We start from the raw sequence: 19,918 nt of genomic DNA, 5'->3' as shown, positions 1-19,918 counted from the left end.
GTGCTAGACCTGAGACGTCGCGGGTGCAGAGGGCGCCCGGCATCGGGCGAGGAGCCGACATGATCGACCACTTCGGGATCAACTGTGCCGACCTGGACGCCGCGAAGCGGTTCTACGACGGGGTGCTCGCCGTGCTCGGCTCGCGCCGGCTCATGGACTTCGACGTGGCCGTCGGCTACGGCGCCGAGCAGCCCGTCTTCTGGATCTCCGGCGCCGCCGAGGGCTCCTCGAATCGGGAGGCGCACATCGCCTTCGCCGCACCGGACACCGGCACCGTCGACGAGTTCCACCGCGTCGCGCTCGAGCTGGGGGCGGAGTCGCTGCACGCGCCGCGCCTGTGGCCCGAGTACCACCCGGGGTACTACGGCGCCTTCGTCCGCGACGCGGACGGCAACAACGTGGAGGCGGTCTTCCACGGGGCCGCGTAGAACCGGAATTCCAGGGATGTTCCGGTCGGGTTCACCCCGCCCGGAATACATCGGACCGCAGTCCGGTTATGCTCGATGAGTCGTGAGAGTTCAACCATCGAAGGAGCATTTCCCCATGAGCAACGTCCTCCCCGCCGGCACCTACGTCGTCGACCCGGTCCACTCGTCCGTCGAGTTCTCCGTGCGCCACCTGATGGTGAGCAAGGTCAAGGGCCGCTTCGACGAGTTCAGCGGCACGATCACGGTCGCCGAGGACGGCAGCGCGTCGCTCTCCGCCGAGGTCGACGTGACCTCCGTGAACACCCGCAACGCGCAGCGTGACGCCCACATCCGCACCGCCGACTTCTTCGACGCCGAGAACCACCCGAAGGCGACGTTCCTCTCGACCGGCGTCGCGGAGAAGGGCTCGAACTACGTGCTCACCGGCGAGCTGACCCTGCGCGGCATCACCAAGCCCGTGCAGTTCGACCTCGAGTTCCTCGGCACCAACCCCGGCATGGGCCAGGGCGAGGTCGCCGCGTTCGAGGCGTCCACCGTGATCACCCGCCAGGACTTCGGCATCTCGATCGACATGCCGCTGGAGACCGGCGGCAAGGTGATCGGCGACAAGATCACCCTCACGCTCGACATCGAGGCCCTGCGCCAGGCCTGATCCGCAGCGCGAACGAAGCCCCCGACCGCCGGTGCGCGGTGCGGGGGCTTCGTCGTCGAGCTCAGTGGTGACTCAGCAGCGACTCAGTAGTGGAAGGTGTCCGACGGTGCCGGGGCGTGCTCGCCGTCCAGGCCGTCGGCGACGACGATGCCGTAGGCGCGGGCCAGGTCGAGGATCTTCGTGGCGCGCGCGATACGCGGCAGGTCCGAGCCGTTGCGGATCTCGCCGCCGTCGCGGTCGAAGTCCGCGAAGAACTCCCGCGACCAGCGGATGTCCTCGGGCGAGGGGCTCAGGCCCTCGTTCACCGGGTGGCACTGGTCGGGGGTGAGGCAGATCTTGCCGGTCATGCCGAACTCGGCGGAGACCGCGGTGGCCTCCGTCAGCAGCAACCCCTTGGATCCGACGGTCGGCCCGTCGATCGCGCCCGGCAGGTGCGCGGCCTTGGCGGCGATGGTGAAGCGCGAGCGGGCGTAGGCCAGCGTCGTCGGGTCGCCGCCGAAGCCCGTGTCGCGGCGGAAGTCGCCGATGCCGAAGGCCAGGCGGAACGTGCCCTTGGCCGACGCGATCTCGCTGATCCGCTCCAGCCCGCGCGCGGTCTCCACCAGCGCGACGATGAGCGTGTCGGGCAGCCGCTTGGCCGTCTCGGTCACGTGGTCCATCGACTCGACCATCGCCAGCATGACCCCGCCGAGGTGCTTCGCCTCGCGCAGCGCCTCGAGGTCGTCGGCCCACCACTGCGTGCCGAAGCCGTTGACGCGGACCCAGCCGTCGTTCGGCGTCCCGTCGACCTCGCGGCTGAGCCAGTCGACCACGTTGTTCCGCGCGGCCACCTTGTCCTTGGGCGCGACGGCGTCCTCGATGTCCAGCACCACGATGTCCGCGCGCGACCGGGCCGCCGCGTCGAAGCGCTCGGGCTGCGCGGCGTTGACCAGCAGCCAGCTGCGCGCGAGCACGGGATCGATGCGGAAACCGAGGGGCTCGTCGGTATCGGCTGTCGTGGGGGTGAGCGGGGCCGGCGGGGTCATGAGGGCTGCAACCTCGACTCTCTCGTGTGGGTTCGCTGAAAAGCGTACCGATACGCCGGAAGGCCCCGGGCAGGTGCCCGGGGCCTTCCTTGCGATCGTTCGATCAGCGCGGGATCAGTTGAACCAACCCGTGCGCTGCATCTGCCAGACCTGGTCGCTCCAGTAGCCCCAGGTGTGGGTGCCCACCGACGAGAAGTCGTAGTGAGCGCTCACGCCGGCCTTGTCGGCGGCGGCCTTGAAGGCCTCCGACTGCGACTTGGCGAGGATCTCCAGCGGCACGCCCTGAACGATGTCGGCGGGCGACGGGTTCGGGGTGTACTTGCCGGGCTCACCGGTCGAGGCGGTGATCCAGAGCTTGGTGCCCTTCAGGCGACCGACCTGCACGGTCGGGTCGTTCTTCGCCCAGTTGGCGTCGAACGGGCCGCCCCACATGTCGAGGACGTTGTAGCCGCCCGCGTCCAGCATGGCGACGCCCACGGCGACCGGCATGCCGGGGGCCGAGGTGTTCAGGAAGCCCGACAGCGCGGCGGCGCGCTTGTAGACGCCCGGGTTGTTCGCGGCGTTGATGAGGGCGGCGCCGCCACCCATCGAGATGCCGACGAGCGAGAGGTTGCTCGAGAAGCCGCGCGACTTGATGTAGTTCGGCAGGCTCGACGCGAGGAAGTTGCCCCAGGTGGCCTTGTAGGTGCCGTTGCCGTGCTTGGAGGTGTTCGCCCAGTTCGTGTAGAAGCTGGCCGTGCCGCCGACGGGCATGACGACGTTGACGCCCTTCTGCGACAGGAAGGCGACGTTCGAGTCGCGCTCCCAGCCGGAGACGTCCTGCGTGGCGCGCAGACCGTCGAGCAGGACGACGGTCGGGGCCTTCGCCGGGTCGGTCGTGGTCGAAGCCCACGAACGCACCGTGACGGCCGGCATGCCGGCTCCGTCGACCTTCTCGGACTTGAAGCCCTTGGGCGGGTTCTTCGCCGACCCCGGACCCCAGGCGCCGGCGACGCCGGCACCCATACCGGCGAGGGCGGGCACCATGGCCGCGGTGAGAACCGCCGCACCCGCTCGCTTACCCCAGGCTGCTCGCATTGCTGACCTCTCCTTTTTCACACGGAATCTCCGCGCAGTAGCTGGTGGACCGGACGGATGGTCGCACTCGACCAGCCTTGTCACAGCCGTCACTCTAACATCGTTCGTCACACATGTCACATGTTTCACATAAGTCACATGAGCGACACTCTCCCTGGATCTCATCGAAATCACAGGGTAAGGCGTTACACACCCTCCCGGTTTCCTCAGGAAAGTCGTCCACCTCACAATACGACAAGCGGCCCCGTTCGTCCGAACGAGGCCGCCTGTCGTGTGATCTGTTCGTGCAATCGCGAAGGATTACTTCGAGAACCAGCCGGTGCGCTGCATCTGCCACACCTGGTCCTGCCAGTAGCCCCACGTGTGGGTGCCGGCCGGCGGGAAGTCGAAGTGCGCCTTGGACAGGCCCGCACGCTTGGCCGCACCCTCGAAGGCGCGCGACTGCGACAGCGCGAGCCACTCGAGCGGCACGCCCTGGATGACGTCGGCCGGGCCCGGGTTCGGGGTGTACTTGCCGAAGACGCCGTTGCCGGCCGAGATCCACAGCGGGATGTTCTTCAGGCGGTTCACCTGCACGGTCGGGTCGTTCTTCGCCCAGCGGGAGTCGAACGGGCCGCCCCACATGTCGAGGCCGGCGTTGTAGCCGCCCGAATCGAGCGAGGCGATGCCGACGGCGATCGGGACGCCGGGCGCCGAGATGTTGTTCAGGCCGGAGAGCGAGGCGGCACGCTTGTAGTAGCCGTTCGACTCGACGGTGTTGATGATCGCGGCGCTACCGGACATCGACAGGCCGACCAGCGAGACGTTGTCGCTGAAGCCGAGGCTGCGGATGTACTGCGGGAGGCTGTTCTTGAGGAACGACGCCCAGGTGTAGCGGTAGGCCTGGCGGTTCGTCGAGGACGGGCCCTGCCAGTCGGTGTACCAGCTCGAGGTGCCGCCGACGGGCGTCACGACGTTGATGCCCTTCTGCGACAGGAAGGCCACGTTGGAGTCGCGCTCCCAGCCCGAGACGTCCCAGGTGGCGCGCAGACCGTCGAGCAGCACGACGGTGGGGGCCTTCTTGGGGTCGGTGGTGGTCGAGGCCCAGCTGCGGACCTTGACGTTCGGCATGCCCGCGCCGTTGACGAAGGCCTGCTTGAAGCCCTTCGGCGGGTTCTTGGCGTTGCCGGGGCCCCAGGCGTTCGCGGCGCCCGTGCCGGCGATCGTCAGGGCCGGAATGGCAGCCACGGTGACCGCGGCGGCGGTGGCCTTCTTGGCCCAGCCGTTGCGCATACGCATACGAGACTCTCTTCCTCAGTGTTTCCGCCCGGTGGGCGCGTGCAAACCGCCTGCGCGGCGCCGGCGTACCGGCCCCGTCGGTACCACAGGAGGACCCCGTGGCACAGCAACGCGAGCGATTCAGTGCTCGTCAGGCACTGTATGCGAGATCTCAGTTCCTGACAAACTCTTAGTCGGAGCGCCGCGTCACCCTGTTACAACCACTGGTGAAGATCGATGCGCCGAGGCAGGTCAGCGCTGTACATGAGGTGTTTTTCGGTCTCGATCACGCCGGTTTCGTTTCCCCGATGCTCTCAGCTTCCGCCCAGACTCATGCCCTGCGGGAGGGTGTCGGGGCACCGTCGGACCCCGTACCGTCGGGGCGTGTCGTTCACGCTTCCCGACCTCTCCGATTCCCCCGCCGAGCGCTACGCAGAGCTCGCCGCCTACGCCCGTGCGCTCGTCGACGGCGAGCCCGATCGCATCGCCAACGCCGCGAACCTCTCGGCGCTCGTCAAGGCGACGGTGCCCGACCTCAACTGGGTGGGCTTCTACTTCTACGACGGTGCCGAGCTCGTCGTCGGGCCCTTCCAGGGACTCCCGGCGTGCATCCGCATCCCCCTGGACCGCGGTGTGTGCGGCGCGGCCGCGCGCACGCGGACCACGCAGCGGGTCGACGACGTGCACGCCGTGCCGGACCACATCGCCTGCGACGGGGCGACCAACTCGGAGCTCGTCGTGCCCCTGGTCCGCGACGGCGAGCTGATCGGCGTCTTCGACCTCGACAGCGAGCGGACGGCGCGGTTCACCGACGACGACCAGCGCGGCCTCGAGGCGGTCGCCGCGGTCTTCGTCGACGCGCTGCGGTAGGCCGATCCGGTCAGGCGTCGGCGAGCGGGCTGAACTGGATCCCGGCGATCCGCCACGCCCCGTCGCGCTGCACCCACGTCTGCGAGACGCGGGTCGCGATCCGCACGTCGTGTCCCGACGAGTCGGCGTGGTTGCGCTGCACGCACCGCACGATCGCGGCCGACGGGTACAGCCGCACGTCCATCTCGTCGACGTCGAGCTCGTGGTAGCGGAAGTGATCGTGGCGCGCGATCCACTGCGCCTTGTCGAGCACGAATCCCTTCGGCCCGATCGACAGGAAGTCGGCGTCGATCAGGTCGTCCAGGGCGGCTCGGTCGTCGCGGAGCTCGGCATCGTCGAATCGCTGCTGGGCGGCGACGACGGCGTCCCGGTCTGTCATGGGTTCCTCCTCGGGTCGGTGGGCGCGCCTCAGTCGGCGACCCAGTCCATGTGGTCGATCCAGTGGTCGAGCAGCGCCCGATCGCCCTGCACGACGAGTCCCTCGGCGGCGGCGAGCGGCCGGCGCCTGCTCAGCACGAGCAGCAGCTCGACGGCCGGGCCGCGCAGGGTGACGTCGGCCGGCGCGGCAGCGCGCTCCAGGCCGACCCCGTCCGGTCCGCGCCGTGCGAGCCAGCCGCCCGCCGCATCGGTGGGGGCGAAGCACAGGGTCTGGCCCGCGCCGCGCACGGCGGCCGCGAAATCCGGCCGGTTCGTCCAGTAGCCGGCGGAGGTGAGGGTGTCGAGCCAGTCGTCGACCGCGGCCGCGGCGTACTCGGGCCGCAGCGCGTAGGCCAGGTCCAGCGCGGCCGCGGCATCCGCGCGGTGCACGCAGGCCTCGCCGAACAGCCGGCGCGACCAGAAGGGCACGCCCGCGGCGGCGCCGGAGGGGTCCCACACGGGCGTGGTGTCGGTGACCGGGGCGAACGCGTCCCGCGCGGCGACCGCGTTGGCGTTCAGCCAGTCCCGCCAGGCGGCCGGGTCGGCGGGCGCCGGCTCCTGGTCGGCGAAGGCCGCCCCGGGGTCCGTGAGCCTCCCCGCGACGAGCAACCGGACCATGCGCTGCGTGGCGCCGACGTGCTCGACCAGGTCCGCGAGCGTCCATTTCGGTGCGGTCGGCACCGGCGTCGCCGGCTCCCGCGCGTGCACCCAGTCCGCGAGGATGCCGGTCTGTTCGACGACCGCGTCCAGGTAGGTCTCGGTGTGCATCGTCGCTCCTCCTGCGTTCGGGCCGGTGGTGGTGCGTCATCCGCCATGTTAGAGTAACTCTAACTTTAGAGCAACAGTAACTATTCGAGGAGGCGCGCGTGACGCAGCAGGTCGGTCTGCGCGAGCAGAAGAAGATCGACACGCGGCGGCGGATCCAGGACGTGGCCCTCACGCTGTTCGCCGACCGCGGCTTCGACGGCGTCACCGTCACCGAGGTGGCCCGGGAGGCCGGCGTCTCCCCCGCCACCGTCTTCAACTACTTCCCCACCAAGGAGGACCTGGTCCTGCACGGCATGGCGGAGTACGGCGAACGCCTGATCGCGACGCTGCGCGACCGCGCACCGGGCACCTCTGTGCTCGGTGCCTTCCGTGCGCACCTCCTCGAACCGCGCGGCCTGCTCGCGGACGACGATCCCCGCGCGACGGCGGGGCTGGTGCGCGTGCGCGAGATCATCGCCGCCAGCCCCGCGCTGCGGGCCCGCGAGCTCCTCATCGCCGAGGCCACGGCGACGGATCTCGCTGAGCTCCTCGCGGAGGACTCCCCGGGCGCGATCCGCGCCCGGGCCCTCGCGACCGCGGCGGTCGGCATCACGCAGGCGATGACCCTCGAGGTCCACCGCCTCGCGGCGACCGGGCTGACCGGTGCCGCGATCGCCACGATCGTGCTGCCCGAGGGGGCCGCGGCGGTCGACGTCCTCATCCGCGGCCTCGCACCCATTCCCGCCGAACCCGACGGAGACGGACCGACGTAGAAGGAGAGCCCCGTGAGAATCAGCCTGTCCGTGACGAATCCGTCGTTCCCCGAAGGCCCGCTGCCCGGCCTGCTCCGCGTCGCCGCGATGGCCGACGACGCGGCCTTCGACACGCTGTGGGTGGCGGACCACCTGCTGCAGGTCGACCCGACCGCGCCGCCCGAGGACCACGATCATCTCGAGGCGTACACGACCCTCGGTCACCTCGCCGCGCGGACCGAGCGGATCCGGCTGGGCGCCATGGTCTCCCCCGCGACCTTCCGCCCGCCGTCGGTGCTGATCGCGGCCGTCACCACGCTCGCCCTCCTCTCCGGCGGCCGCGCGTGGCTCGGACTCGGGGCGGGCCACCACGGCGCCGAGGCGGCCGACATGGGCCTGCCGTTCCCCGACGCCCGCACGCGGCTCGACGCCACGGAGGACACGCTGCGCCTCGCCCACCGGATCTGGTGCGGCGACGAATCCCCGTTCCCCGGTACGACGGTGCGCTGCGAGCGGCCCCGGCTGTCGCCGCTGCCCGCCGCCCGGCCGCCGATCCTGGTCGGCGGGGCCGGCGAGCGCCGCACCCTGCGGCTGGTGGCCCAGTACGCCGACGCCTGCAACGTCTTCGACATCCCCGACGAGGGCGCGACCGTCCGGCGCAAGCTCGCGGTGCTCGCCGGGCACTGCCGGGACCTCGGCCGGGCACCGTCGGACATCGAGACGACGCTGAGCACGCGGCTCGGCCCCGCGGAGACCGCGGCCGAGCTCGCCGCGCGCGCCCGGACCGCCGCGGGGTGGGGCGTCGATCACCTCGTGCTCGGCGTCTCGCGGCCGTGGACGCCCGACGCGATCGAGGTGGCCGCGGCCGCTGCGCAGGAGGTCGCCGACGTGTCCGCTGCCCCGTGGCACTCGGCCTGACCGTCGCGACGGCGCACCGTCGGCCCCTCCCTAGCGGGACGCGCACCGCCTCCGCGCGCCGTGCACTCCCCCTGTCCATGGACATGGGGGGAGCGCCGCCCCGCTAGGGACGGCATCGAGCGCAGCGAGGCCTAGAAGCCGCGGCCCGGGTTGAGGAGGTTCTTCGGGTCCCAGACGGCCTTGATGCCGCGGTGCAGCTCGAGGACGTCCTCGGACAGTTCCTCGCCCACCCAGCGGGCCTTGAGGACGCCGACGCCGTGCTCGCCCGTGAGGGTGCCGCCGAGGGCGAGGGCGGCCTGGAACACCTCGTCGGCGGCGTCCCAGATGGCCTGGGGCACCTCGCGCTCGTCCTTCGGATAGATCAGCGTGGGGTGCAGGTTGCCGTCGCCCGCGTGCGCGCACGTGGGAATGTCGACGTCGTACTTCGCGGAGATCGCCTCGATGCGGGCGAACATCTCCGGCAGCTGCGAGCGGGGCACGCCCACGTCCTCGGAGAAGATGTTGCCCGCGTGCTCGTAGGCGTGGAAGGCGGCGCGGCGCACGGCCAGCAGCTCGGCCGCTTCGACGGGATCGTCGGAGACCACGGTGTAATGCGCTCCGGCGGCCTCGAACTCGCGGGCCAGCACCTCGGCGTCCGCGGGCGTCGAGCCCTGGCCGATGAGCATCGCCCGGGTCTCGTCCTCGAGGCCGAAGGGGCGCAGCGCCTCCACGCACTCGAGCGTGCGGCGGTCCATGAGTTCCATGAGCGCGGGTACGACGCCCGTGCCGACCACGGCCGCGACGGCGGCCGCGGCGCTCACGACGTCCGGGAACGAGGCGGCGACGGTCGTCGGCGGGATCACCGGCGCCGGACGGAGTTTGACGGTGACCTCGGTGACGATGCCGAGGGTGCCCTCGCTGCCGACGAGCAGCTGGGTCAGGTCGTAGCCGGTGACGCCCTTGACCGTGCGCCGACCGGTCCGGATGATCCGGCCGTCGGGCAGCACGACCGTCAGCCCGAGCACGTACTCGCGGGTGACGCCGTACATGACGCAGCGCAGGCCGCCGGCATTGGTCGCGACGTTGCCGCCGATGGAGCAGATCTCGAACGACGACGGGTCCGGCGGGTACATCAGCCCGTGCTCACGGACCGCGCGGTCGAGGTCGGCGTTGAGGACGCCGGCCTCCGCGCGGGCGTACTGATCCGCCACGTTAATCTCGAGCATCGCGTTCATCTTCGCGAGCGAGATGATCACGCAGCCCTCGATGGCGCTGGCGCCGCCGGCGAGGCCGCTGCCCGCGCCGCGCGGCACGATGACCACGTCGTTGGCGTAGCACCAGGCCGCCGCGGCGGCGACGTCCTCGGTGGTCTCGGCGAGCACGACCGCGAGCGGGACGGCGCCGTGCACCGGCGAGCAGTGGTCGACGGCGTACGCCGCGGTCACGTCCGGGTCCGTGAGGACTGAACCCGTGAGCTGCGGAAAGCCTTCCAGCGACGCCATTTACATCGGCATGAGGTAGGTGCGGCGCGGCACGCGCTGCAGCTCCTTGTCGCGCAGCTGCGCGATCGACTTGCGGATCAGCAGGCGGGTCTCCTTCGGCTCGATCACGCCGTCGATGTACCCGCGCTCGGCCGCCAGCCACGGCGTCGCCATGAACTGGTTGTAGAAGTCGATGAAGGCCTGCCGGATCGCGGGGCCGTTCTCGCCGGCCTCCTCGATCTCGCGCCGCTTGATGATCGCGGCCGCGCCCTCGGCACCCATCACGGCCAGGCGCGCCGTCGGCCACGCGAAGACGAAGTCGGCACCCAGCTGCTTGGAGCCCATCACGGCCCACGCGCCGCCGTAGGACTTGCGCAGGATGATGGTGACCTTCGGGACGGCCGCCTCGACGTAGCTGAAGATGAACTTGCCCGACCGGCGGATGGTGCCGATCTTCTCCTCCTCGACGCCGGGCAGGATGCCGGGGACGTCCACGAGGAAGACGAGCGGGATGTTGAACGAGTTGCACAGGCGCACGAACCGCGCGGCCTTCTCCGAGGCCTGCGTGTCGAGCGTGCCGGCCATGTGCATCGGCTGGTTCGCGACGACGCCGACGGGCTGGCCGTCGACGCGGGCGAAGCCGGTCACGATGTTCGGCGCCCACAGCTCGGCGTACTCGAGGAAGTCGCCGTCGTCGAAGACCCGCAGGATCACGTCGTGGATGTCGTAGCCGGCGGTGTCGGCGTCCGGGATGATCGACTCGAGCGAGAGGTCCGAGTCGGTGAGCTCCGGCTCCAGCCCCGGGTTGACCAGCGGCGCGCGCTGGTGGATCGAGTCCGGCATGAAGCCGAGGTAGCGCTTGACCCAGTCGAAGGCCGCCGCCTCGTCGACCGCGACGTGGTGCAGGTTGCCCCACTGGGCCTGCTTGACCGCGCCGCCGAGGTCCTCCGCGGAGGTGGTCTCGCCCGTGGTCGGGCGGATCACCTCGGGGCCGGTGACGAACATGTAGGTGTTGTCCTGCACGCCGACGAGGACGTCGGTGTTGGCGGGCGCGTAGACCGCGCCGCCCACGCAGGTGCCGAGGATCATGGAGATCTGCGGGACCTGGCCGCACAGGCCGTCCTGGTGGCGGCCGAGCTCGGCGTACCACGCGATCGACGTGGCCGCGTCCTGGATGCGGGCGCCGCCCGAGTCGTTGATGCCGACCACCGGCAGGCCCGCGGCCGCCGCGAAGTCGTACAGCTTGACCATCTTGCGGCCGAACATCTCGCCGACGGTGCCGGCGCCGACGGTCTGGTCGTGGCTGAAGGCCGCGACCTTCCGGCCGTTGACCAGGCCGTAGCCGATGACCACGCCGTCCTTGATCTTGTCGTCGCCGGGCGACTTCGCGAGCTGATCCAGCTCGACGAAGGTGCCCGCGTCGAACAGCATGTTCATCCGCGCACGCGCGCTGGGCAGGCCCTTCGCGTCGCGGCGGGCACGCGCCCGCTCGCTGCCGGGATCCTTGGCCGCCTCGAGGCGGCGGTACAGATCCTCGAGCTTGCCCGCGGTGGTGCTGAGGTCGACCTGGTCCGATACGTCCGTCACGTCTGTCACCCTATCCCCTGCCCGGAGCTCACCGGCCGCCGTCGGCCCGGTTGAGCTCGTCCGCCATGTGCGTCGCGATCTTGCCGATGTACGGCTCGCCGATGAGCTGCAGGTGGTCGCCGCCGATCTTGACGATCCGCAGGTCCTCGACGACCGGACCCCAGCCGCCGTCCGGCGCGATGTCCGCGAAGTTCGGCTCCAGCTCGACGGCGCCGTCGTGCATGCGGTCCGCGCGGTACAGCGTGACCGTGCCGCCGAACTTCCCGTAGTCGGCCGGGTTCACCTTGATCAGCATGCGGTTGTCCACGAAGGACGTGCGCTGATGCTCGATCATCGACGTCGGGATCTTCTTGTCGGACAGCTGCACCAGCTCCATGATGATCCGGAACTGGCCCTCGTCGTCGGCCGCGTTGAGGCGGTCCATGGGCAGCTCGATCTCATCGCCGATGTCGTAGTTCTTGCGCGCGAACTTCTCCCAGCGCTCCAGGCGGGCCTTCTTCTCGGCGGGCTCGTCGGTGAGCGGGACCTTCGGCGCCACGACGTCGAGCAGGCCGACGTACGCCACCTCCTTGCCCTCGTCCTCGAGGGCGCGCGCCAGCCCGTAGGCGAAGGCGCCGCCCAGGCTCCAGCCCGCGAGCCGGTACGGCCCCTCCGGCTGGATCTCCTTGAGCTTGGGCAGGTACTCGGCGACGCGCTCCTCGATCTCGCCCTCGACGCGCTCGAAGCCGTAGATCGGAAGGTCCTCCGGCAGCTTACGCAGCAGCGCCTCGTAGGCGGTGGTGTTGCCGCCCGCGGGGTGGAAGAGGAAGAGCGGCGCACGGTCCGTGTTCTCCGGCTTGCGGAGCGTACGGACGAAGCCGTCCACCGGGGTCGCCTCGTTCATGACGGCGCCCACGTAGGTGGCCATCTCCTCGATGTTCTTCGAGTCGATGACGTCCTCGATGTCGATCTCGCCGCCGGCGCGCTCCGACAGGCGCGCGGTCAGCTTCTCCGCCACGTCCTCGGACAGCACGTCGAGCTCGTTGAAAACGCCGCCCGGGGACTTGCCCACGACGATCGCGTACGTCGCGAAGGTGAGGCGCTCCGCGGCGTCGCGCGGGGGCACGCCGTCACCCACGGCCGCCGCGACGGCGGCGCCGTCGAGCAGGTCGGGGGTGTCGGCCTCGGTGTTCTGGTCCGACGGTGCCGCTGCGGGCTCCGCGACCGGTGCGGCCTCGGCGGGCGCGGCGGCGGGGGCCTCGGCCTTCGCGGCGGCCTCCGCCTTGGCTGCCTTCATCATCTCGGCCAGCTGCCCGGCGTCGGCGAGTTCGCCACTGCCGGACTGGTGCTCGGCGAGGGCGTCCACCTGGTCGCGATGCTCGACCGCGTACTCGACGAACTGCACCACGTCGTTGAAGGAGGCGTCGCGCACCGCCTGGATCTGGATCGGCGGGATGTCGAACTCGTACTCGGCGCGGTTCTTGATGCGCATCGCGATGAGCGAGTCCATGCCCAGGTCGATGAGCGGGATCTCCTTGGGGAGGTCCTCGATCTCGAAGCCCATGATCTCGGCGATGATCAGGCCCAGCCGGTGCTCCACCGTCTCGCCCGACTCCGGGGACCAGCGGTCGCCGCTGCCCTCGGGCGCGGGGGCCTCGGTCTCCTCGGAGACGGTGATCTCGGGCTCGGACTCGTCGAGCTCGTCCATCTCCTCCACGGCGGGCGCGGCGGCCTTGGTGATGAGCGGGGCCGCGGCGGTGCCGGAGGCCTCGCCGCCCACGACGACGGCGTCGAGGAGCAGGCGGAAGCCGGTCCCGGTGTTCTCGTGCACCTGGATCGATGCGCCGCCGGGGTGCGGGGTCAGGGTGGTGGTGAGGGTGAGCCCGTCGCGCACCTCGCCGTGCTCGACGGCCGCGGTGACCGCGGCACCGTCGAGCACCTGGACGGCGGCGTGCTTCGCCAGGTCGACGAGCGGGATCCTCGTCTGGTCGCCGAGGGTGAGCGCGCCGGCGTCCAACTGCCAGACGTGCCGGCCGTCGGGCAGCGCGACGTGGCCGCCGGGGACCATCCCCGAGCCGCCGTCGGGCAGCTTGGTCTGGATCCAGATGTGCTTGCGCTGGAACTTCGTCCGCGGCACGGGCGCGTAGCGGCCGGGGCCGAACAGCGCGGCGACGTCGACGTGGTGGCCACGTGCGAAGACGGTGGCGAGCGCGGTCATGATCGTGCCCGGCTCGTCCTCCTTGCGCTTGAGCGTCTGCACCAGCGCGGCGTCCTGGATGCCGGAGCCGAACGTGACCGCGGCGACGGAGATCAGCGTGATCGGGTTCGGGGAGAACTCGATGAAGGTGCGGTAGCCGGCCTCGACGGCCTTCTCCACGGCCTGGGTGAACCACACGCTGTGGCGCAGGCCCTTGATCCAGTAGTCCACGTCGTGCACCGGCGCGTGGCCGGCCTTGTAGAACTCGTCCTTGTTCACGGTGGAGTACATCGGGTACTCCAGGGCGTGCGGCTCGATGCCCATGAGCTCGGCCTGCAGCTCGCCGAGCAGCGGGTCCATCTGCGAGGTGTGGGAAGCGCCGCGCGTCACCAGCTTCCGCGCCATCAGGCCCTTGGCCTCGGTCTCGGCGACGATCTTGTCGATGACCTTGCCGGGGCCGCCGAGCACGGTGTGCGTGGGCGCCGCGTAGACGCAGATCTCCAGGCCCTCGTAGTCGCCGAGCACGGTCTCGATGTCGGCGGCGCTGTACTCGACGAGCGCCATGAAGCGCTCCATCTCCTCGGGCAGCATCTCCTCGCCCTCGCCCATGAGGCGCGAGCGCTGGCAGATCACGCGCACCGCGTCCTCGAGCGAGAGGCCGCCGGTGACCCAGGCCGACGTGGCCTCGCCCATCGAATGCGGCAGCACCACACCGGGTTCGATGCCGTAGTGGCGGAACAGCCCGACGAGCGCGACCTGGATGGCGAAGATGCCCACCTGGCCGGTCTCGATGTGGAAGGTCTGCTCGTCGTCGGTGATCATGTCGGCGTAGTCGTTGCCCGACTCGTCGATGATGAGCGCGTTGACCTCGTCGAAGTAGTGCTTGAAGACGGGGTCCTCGAGATAGAGCTGCTTGGCCATCTTGCGGTGATGGCTGCCGAAGCCGGAGAAGATGAACGCCGGGCCGGCCGCGTCGGGCTGGTTGGCGGAGATGACGTTCGGGGCGTTCTTGCCCTCGGCGATCGCGCGGAAGCCCTTGATCGCCTCGTCGAGGTCCTTCGCCATGACCACCGAGCGGACGCGGCCGTGGTTGCGGCTCGCGAGGGTGCGGCCGATCTCGGCGAGCGTGTACTCCTTCGCCTCGTCGCTCTCGAGCCACGCGAGCAGCTCGGCGGCGGCGGCCCGTCGGCGCGACGGGACGTAGGCGGTGAGCACGAGCGGCACCGCGGTGCCCTCGACGGTGGCGGGGTGGAAGTCCGGCACCGCGTTCGACGCGGCCTCGTCGGACTCGGTCTCGCCCTCGACGACCTCGGGCGCCACGTACTCCTTGACCACGACGTGCGCGTTGGTGCCGCCGAAGCCGTTGCCGGTGACGCCCGCGAGACGGTGGCCGGAGTACTTGGGCCACTCCGTGTTCCGCGTCGCCATGAGCAGGCGATTGGCCTCGAACTGGATGTAGGGGTTGGGGCTGGTGAAGTTCAGCGAGGCGGGGATCTGCCCGTGCCGCATGGCGAGCAGCACCTTGGCGACGCCCGCGATGCCCGCGGCGGCCTCGAGGTGACCGAAGTTCGTCTTCGCCGAGCCGAGGAGCAACGGCTTCTCGGCGTCGCGGCCGCGGCCGAGGACGCGGCCGATCGCATCGGCCTCCAGCGGGTCGCCCAGGATGGTGCCGGTGCCGTGCGCCTCCAGGTAGTCGACGGTGCGCGGGTCGATACCGGCATCGATGTAGGCGTCGCGCAGGTTGATCACCTGCGCCTCGGGGTTCGGCGCGAAGATGCCGTTGGACTTGCCGTCGGAGGTGACCGCGGAACCCGCGATCACGCCGAGGATGTCGTCGCCGTCGCGCTCGGCGTCGGCCAGGCGCTTGAGCAGCACCACGCCGCCGCCCTCGGCGCGGATCATGCCGTTCGCATCGGAGCTGAAGGCCTTGATCTTGCCGTCGGGAGCCTGCGCGCCGAGGCTGTCGAAGCCCAGCGTCGCGGCGGGCACGATGAGCATGTTGACGCCGCCGGCGACGGCCATGTCGGTCTCGCCGTCCCGGAGGCTGCGGATCGCCTGGTGGATCGCGACGAGCGACGACGAGCACGCCGTGTCGATCGCGACCGACGGGCCGTGGAAGTCGTAGAAGTACGAGACGCGGTTGGCGACGATGGAGGTCGACGTGCCGGTCAGCGCGTACGGGTTGGCCTTCGTCGGGTCGGCGACGGCCAGCATCTGGTAGTCGTTGGCGGAGCTGCCCATCCACACGCCCGTACGAGTGCCCTTGACCGAGCTGGCGGGGATGTTGGCCTGCTCCAGCGCCTCCCAGGTGAGCTCGAGCGCGAGCCGCTGCTGCGGGTCGACCATCTCGACCTCACGCGGGGTCATCTGGAAGAACTCGGCGTCGAAGGAGGCCACGTCGTCGAGGTAGCCGCCGAAGGTGTTGGCCTCGTCGAGGACGGCCTTCAGGCGCGGGTCCTGCTTGAACTCGAGCCAGCGGTCCTCGGGTAGATCCGTGGTGCCGTCGCCACCCCCGATGAGGAACTCCCACGTCGACTCGGGGGTCTCGCCCGCCTTGGGGAAGCGGGTCGCGAGGCCGACGACGGCCACGTCGTGCACGCCGCGGTTGTTCTCGAACTCCTCGCCGCGGTCGTACTGCGCCGCCTCGGCCGCGAGGTCGTCGTCGGAGACCACCGGGTCACCGTCGATGATGCGCTGGCTGAGCAGGGCGATCGTCGGGTGCTGGAAGGCGACGGTGGCCGTCAGTTGCACGCCGGTGAAGTCCTCGATGTCCGACGCCATCGAGACCGCGTCGCGCGAACCCAGGCCGAACTCGTCGAGCGACTTGTCGTCCGTGATGTTCTCGACGGGCTGCTTGGTCGCATCCGCGATCCACTGCCGCATCCATGCGCGCAGTTCCTCGAGGCTCAGATCCTCGCGGGCCTTGCCGGTCGGGCCTTCATGGGGGGTGTACTCGTTCTCAGCCATGTTGTGTCTACCCTTCGCGTCGAGACCGTGGGTTACCCAGTCGCGGGTGATGAAGTTGTGGAGTGCGAGCGCCGGTGGGCGCTACTGGACGTCGTTGGCGTCGGCGTCGGGGAACGCCGTCTGCGTGTAGCCTCCGCGCAGGGTGCCGTCGATGTAGGCGGCGCGGCCCGCGCGCCGCGCGATCTTGCCCGAGCTGGTGCGGGGCAGCGAGCCGCCGGGGACCAGCAGGATGTCGCGGGCCAGCACGCCGTGCGCGGCGCCGACGGCCGAGCGGATCCCGTCGGCCAGGGCCTGCTGGTCCTGCTTGGCGCCGCCGGCGCCGAGCTCGGCGACGATGACCAGCTGCTCGCTCTGATCGTTCGGGTCGAAGGTCAGGCCCGAGTGGGCGTTCTCGAAGACCGCGGCCGGCAGCTCGTTGGCCGGCACCGAGAAGGCCGCCACGTAGCCCGTGCGGATGTACTTGGTGTTCGACTCCTGCGCCGTGAACTCCAGGTCCTGCGGGTAGTGGTTGCGGCCGTCGACGATGACCAGGTCCTTGACGCGGCCGGTGATGTACAGCTCGCCGCCGTGGTAGACGCCGAAGTCGCCCGTGCGCATCCACTTGGCCTTCTCGAGGTTCTTCACGCCCTCGGAATGGCTGCCCTCGGAGAGGGGCGTCAGGTAGTTCTGGAAGGTCTCGCGGGACTCCTCGTCGCGCTCCCAGTAGCCCGAGCCGATGTTCATGCCGTGGAGCCAGATCTCGCCCACGGAATCGTCGGGCACCTCCTTGCCGGTCTCCGGGTCGACGATGCAGGCCCACTGGCTCAGCGCGATGTCACCGCAGGAGACCTGCGGGACGGCGCCCTCGGCACCCTCCTCGGAGACGACGAAGGTGCCGGCGGCCAGCTGATCGCGGTCGACGTAGACCACGCGGGCCTCGTTCTCGACGGGGGTCGAGCTGACGAACAGCGTCGCCTCGGCCATGCCGAAGCAGGGCTTGATCGCCTTCGGCGAGAGGCCGTAGGGGGCGAAGGCCTCGTTGAACTTCTTCATCGACGAGACGGTGACCGGCTCGGAGCCGTTGATCAGGCCCTTGACGTTCGACAGGTCGAGGGTCTCGCCCTCCTTGGGCAGGCCGCGGGCGGCGGCGTGCTCGTAGGCGAAGTTCGGGGCGGCGGCGAAGGTCTCCGCGCCGTCCTCGACGGCGGCCAGCTCGTTGATCCAGCGGCCGGGGCGGCGGACGAACGCCGACGGGCTCATGATGGTGATGAACTTGCCGCCGAGAGCGGGGAGGATCACCGTGAGCAGGCCCATGTCGTGGAACATCGGCAGCCAGGTGACGCCGCGGGAGTTCTCGTTGAGGTCCAGCGCGTGGATCATCTGGATCACGTTCGTGCCGACGGCCTCGTAGGTGATCTGCACGCCGGCCGGGTTCCGCGTGGAGCCCGAGGTGTACTGCAGGTACGCGATGGTGTCGCGGTAGATCGGGAAGGGCTTGAGCGTCGAGCCCACCGAGTCCGGGATGGCGTCCACGGCGATGATGCGCGGGCGCTCCTTGGCCGGGAGGTGGCGGAAGAAGTTGCGGCAGGCCTCGGCGGAGCCGGAGCTCGTGAGGATGGCGGTGGGCTTGCAGTCCTCGAGGACGATGCGCAGGCGGTCCGTGTGGCCGGGCTCGTCCGGGCTGAACAGCGGCACCGCGATGTTGCCGGCGTACAGGGCGCCGAAGAAGGCGGTCACGTAGTCCAGGCCCTGCGGGGCCAGGATCGCGACGCGGTCCTCGCGCTTGGTGATGTGCTGCAGGCGGGCGCCGATGGCGCGCAGGCGGGCGCCGAACTGCGACCAGGTCAGCTCGTGGACGACGCCGTCGCGCTCGCGGCTGTAGTCGATGAAGCGGTAGGCGAGGGTGTCGGCACGCTCCCGTGCGTTGCGCTCGACGAAGTCGACCAGCGTGGTTCCGGGGCGGAAGAAGATGTTGCCGTCTTCGTCCAGAAACTGGTCAAACTCGTTGTTCATGCATTGCTCCTCGTCACCGACGCCGGGCGGCTGACGGTCATACAGTGATACATCGCGTGGCGGCGACGGCCCGTTGCGGGCCTGTGCGCCACCTCATAGTGCTTGATATCCGCAACATGTTTCACCCGTTCGGGGTGTTACCACGCTGTGAAAATCCGCAAACCCGACTATCGTACCGCGCACCGTCGGGCAGGACGAAAACCGTGAGGTCGGGCACGGACGGGACTCACTCGCCCTTGAGCTGCTCCAGGACGGGCGCGAAGGCCTCCATCTGGGTGGGGATCACGCCGACGTAGGACATGCCCGTCGCGGCGCGGGTGGCGCGCACCTGGTCAGCGATCTCGTCGAAGGTGCCGATCGCGAGGTAGGGCGAGCTCAGCACGTCGTCGATCGTCACCTCCTTGTCGACCTCGATGCTGGCCGAGAGGCCGCGCTCGATGGCCTTGAGCGCGAAGTCCGCGACCTGCTCGCGGTCGTCGGTGATCACGATGGTGGCGATCGACCAGGAGAGCTCGATGTCGGCGAAGCGCTCGCCCGCGGCGGCCTTCACGATCTCGACCTTGTTCTTCACGGCGTCCATGGACATGTCCGAGATCTTGAGCTTGCCCTCGGCCGAGCTGCGCGGGTTGATCGAGACGACGTCGGCGCGGCGCGCGGCCAGCTCCAGCGTGCGGCGGGCGCCGGCGCCGATCGCGATCGGCGGGCGCGGACCCTGCCGCGGACGCGGGTAGCCCTTGAGCTCCTTGACCTGGAAGACCTCGCCCTCGAACTCGGCCTCCTGGCCGCGGAGCAGCGCGTCGAGCACCGTCAGGCCCTCGTCCAGGCGCTGGAAGCGGCGGTCGGGGGACTCGAACTCGATGCCCGCCTGGTCGAAATCGTCCTTGAAGGCGCCGAGGCCGAGGCCGACCTCGAGGCGGCCCTTGGACAGCACGTCGATGGTGGTGAGCTCCTTCGCCAGCACCGCCGGGTGCCGGAAGGGCATCGCGAGCATCGAGGTGGCCAGGCGGATCGTGGACGTGCTCACCGCCAGCGCCCCCAGCGCGGCCAGCGGTCCCACCTGCGCGTCCAGGCGGTCCGGGATCGCGAAGGTGTCGAACCCCAGCTCCTCGGCCTCCTGCGCGAGCTTGACGAACTTGCGCGCGCCGCCCTCGTCGGCGTTGCCGGCGCCGCCGGCCGCGAACCGGAACTTGCGGGGCTCAGTGGTCACGTGTGGGTACTCCTGGTCGACGGTGGTGCGGTCGTGAAACGTTGCGCACAGCCTAACGGTTGCCCGACGGTGCCTCGGCCGCCCTGCGATTCCCGGCGCTCGTGACCAGCACATGACCGGGCCTGGCTGGGGACTTCGCCGCTCGCGCCGCGCCGATTCCCCTGCCCGGCGTTCAATCCCCCATCAGACGCCGTTCCGTCGCTCCCCGCGTGCCGGCCTCGGCACCGTCGTCCCCCGCGCCGCGCCGATTCCCCTGCCCGGCGTTCGATCCCCCACCAGACGCCGTTCCTCCTGTGGGGGACCGGCCGTCCCCCACGCGGCGCCGAATCCCCCGCCGAGCGCCGATGCGGGTGAGAATGAGCGGGCGGGGCCGGGTGGGCCGGCAC

General features: G+C 70.3%; 15 protein-coding genes. 5 read left to right on the top strand and 10 right to left on the bottom strand.

The window, feature by feature from the left end:
- The first annotated feature begins 59 nt into the window (after positions 1-59).
- Both BLW32_RS02580 and BLW32_RS02575 read left to right on the top strand, forming a co-directional pair.
- Positions 60-428 (top strand): VOC family protein, encoded by a 369-nt coding sequence (locus BLW32_RS02580; RefSeq protein ID WP_068740566.1) that lies wholly within the window; start codon positions 60-62, stop codon positions 426-428.
- Positions 429-543: 115 nt separating this feature from the next.
- Positions 544-1,080, top strand: coding sequence for a YceI family protein (locus tag BLW32_RS02575; protein WP_068740565.1), 537 nt, complete (start codon positions 544-546; stop codon positions 1,078-1,080).
- An 83-nt stretch (positions 1,081-1,163) separates the two neighbouring features.
- Here the strand turns inward: BLW32_RS02575 and BLW32_RS02570 are convergent, their stop codons facing one another.
- The 3 genes from BLW32_RS02570 to BLW32_RS02560 all read right to left on the bottom strand — a co-directional run bounded on the left by BLW32_RS02570 (position 1,164) and on the right by BLW32_RS02560 (position 4,460).
- The gene (locus BLW32_RS02570; protein WP_068740564.1) at positions 1,164-2,105 is read right to left on the bottom strand and encodes an HpcH/HpaI aldolase/citrate lyase family protein; all 942 of its coding nucleotides are present in this window, start codon (positions 2,103-2,105) and stop codon (positions 1,164-1,166) included.
- 114 nt (positions 2,106-2,219) lie between these two features.
- A complete protein-coding gene (locus BLW32_RS02565) occupies positions 2,220-3,182 on the bottom strand; it encodes an alpha/beta hydrolase (RefSeq protein WP_074850322.1) in 963 nt (320 codons plus the stop codon).
- Between the two features lie 300 nt (positions 3,183-3,482).
- A complete protein-coding gene (locus tag BLW32_RS02560; protein ID WP_082791257.1) occupies positions 3,483-4,460 on the bottom strand; it encodes an alpha/beta hydrolase in 978 nt (325 codons plus the stop codon).
- 363 nt (positions 4,461-4,823) lie between these two features.
- Between BLW32_RS02560 and BLW32_RS02555 the strand changes: the two genes are divergently transcribed.
- Complete coding sequence (locus BLW32_RS02555; protein WP_068523385.1) at positions 4,824-5,309, top strand: GAF domain-containing protein; 486 nt, start codon at positions 4,824-4,826, stop codon at positions 5,307-5,309.
- Between the two features lie 10 nt (positions 5,310-5,319).
- Here the strand turns inward: BLW32_RS02555 and BLW32_RS02550 are convergent, their stop codons facing one another.
- A complete protein-coding gene (locus BLW32_RS02550; RefSeq protein ID WP_068523384.1) occupies positions 5,320-5,688 on the bottom strand; it encodes a nuclear transport factor 2 family protein in 369 nt (122 codons plus the stop codon).
- Between the two features lie 29 nt (positions 5,689-5,717).
- Positions 5,718-6,494, bottom strand: coding sequence for a maleylpyruvate isomerase family mycothiol-dependent enzyme (locus BLW32_RS02545; protein ID WP_068740562.1), 777 nt, complete (start codon positions 6,492-6,494; stop codon positions 5,718-5,720).
- A gap of 98 nt (positions 6,495-6,592) precedes the next feature.
- On the opposite strand from BLW32_RS02545, the gene BLW32_RS02540 reads away from it, so the two are divergent.
- Both BLW32_RS02540 and BLW32_RS02535 read left to right on the top strand, forming a co-directional pair.
- Positions 6,593-7,246: a TetR/AcrR family transcriptional regulator gene (locus BLW32_RS02540; protein WP_068740561.1), complete on the top strand. Its 654-nt coding sequence runs from the start codon at positions 6,593-6,595 to the stop codon at positions 7,244-7,246.
- 12 nt (positions 7,247-7,258) lie between these two features.
- A complete protein-coding gene (locus BLW32_RS02535) occupies positions 7,259-8,143 on the top strand; it encodes an LLM class flavin-dependent oxidoreductase (RefSeq protein ID WP_068740560.1) in 885 nt (294 codons plus the stop codon).
- A gap of 131 nt (positions 8,144-8,274) precedes the next feature.
- Here the strand turns inward: BLW32_RS02535 and BLW32_RS02530 are convergent, their stop codons facing one another.
- The 5 genes from BLW32_RS02530 to BLW32_RS02510 all read right to left on the bottom strand — a co-directional run bounded on the left by BLW32_RS02530 (position 8,275) and on the right by BLW32_RS02510 (position 19,532).
- On the bottom strand, positions 8,275-9,624 hold the full coding sequence (locus BLW32_RS02530) for an FAD-binding oxidoreductase (protein ID WP_068740559.1): 1,350 nt from the start codon (positions 9,622-9,624) through the stop codon (positions 8,275-8,277).
- Positions 9,625-11,199: an acyl-CoA carboxylase subunit beta gene (locus BLW32_RS02525; RefSeq protein WP_082791255.1), complete on the bottom strand. Its 1,575-nt coding sequence runs from the start codon at positions 11,197-11,199 to the stop codon at positions 9,625-9,627.
- Positions 11,200-11,218: 19 nt separating this feature from the next.
- Positions 11,219-16,333 carry a polyketide synthase Pks13 gene (pks13, locus tag BLW32_RS02520; RefSeq protein ID WP_068740557.1) on the bottom strand — a complete coding sequence of 1,705 codons (5,115 nt, stop codon included), beginning with the start codon at positions 16,331-16,333 and terminating at the stop codon, positions 11,219-11,221.
- An 81-nt stretch (positions 16,334-16,414) separates the two neighbouring features.
- A complete protein-coding gene (gene fadD32 / locus BLW32_RS02515; RefSeq protein ID WP_068523377.1) occupies positions 16,415-18,325 on the bottom strand; it encodes a long-chain-fatty-acid--AMP ligase FadD32 in 1,911 nt (636 codons plus the stop codon).
- 226 nt (positions 18,326-18,551) lie between these two features.
- Positions 18,552-19,532: a TIGR03621 family F420-dependent LLM class oxidoreductase gene (locus BLW32_RS02510; protein WP_068740556.1), complete on the bottom strand. Its 981-nt coding sequence runs from the start codon at positions 19,530-19,532 to the stop codon at positions 18,552-18,554.
- Positions 19,533-19,918 lie beyond the last annotated feature (386 nt).

It is taken from the genome of Tsukamurella tyrosinosolvens, assembly GCF_900104775.1.
GTDB classification, from domain to species: Bacteria; Actinomycetota; Actinomycetes; order Mycobacteriales; family Mycobacteriaceae; genus Tsukamurella; species Tsukamurella tyrosinosolvens.
The sequence above is the reverse complement of the archived record's forward strand: the minus strand, read 5'-3'. Positions and strand labels throughout refer to the sequence as shown.

Coding starts and splice junctions, on each gene's coding strand:
- BLW32_RS02575 (WP_068740565.1), top strand. CDS start 544: ATGAGCAACGTCCTCCCCGCCGGCACCTACGTCGTCGACCCGGTCCAC.
- fadD32 (WP_068523377.1), bottom strand. CDS start 18,325: ATGAACAACGAGTTTGACCAGTTTCTGGACGAAGACGGCAACATCTTC.
- BLW32_RS02565 (WP_074850322.1), bottom strand. CDS start 3,182: ATGCGAGCAGCCTGGGGTAAGCGAGCGGGTGCGGCGGTTCTCACCGCG.
- BLW32_RS02580 (WP_068740566.1), top strand. CDS start 60: ATGATCGACCACTTCGGGATCAACTGTGCCGACCTGGACGCCGCGAAG.
- BLW32_RS02560 (WP_082791257.1), bottom strand. CDS start 4,460: ATGCGTATGCGCAACGGCTGGGCCAAGAAGGCCACCGCCGCCGCGGTC.
- BLW32_RS02570 (WP_068740564.1), bottom strand. CDS start 2,105: ATGACCCCGCCGGCCCCGCTCACCCCCACGACAGCCGATACCGACGAG.
- BLW32_RS02530 (WP_068740559.1), bottom strand. CDS start 9,624: ATGGCGTCGCTGGAAGGCTTTCCGCAGCTCACGGGTTCAGTCCTCACG.
- BLW32_RS02550 (WP_068523384.1), bottom strand. CDS start 5,688: ATGACAGACCGGGACGCCGTCGTCGCCGCCCAGCAGCGATTCGACGAT.
- BLW32_RS02545 (WP_068740562.1), bottom strand. CDS start 6,494: ATGCACACCGAGACCTACCTGGACGCGGTCGTCGAACAGACCGGCATC.
- pks13 (WP_068740557.1), bottom strand. CDS start 16,333: ATGGCTGAGAACGAGTACACCCCCCATGAAGGCCCGACCGGCAAGGCC.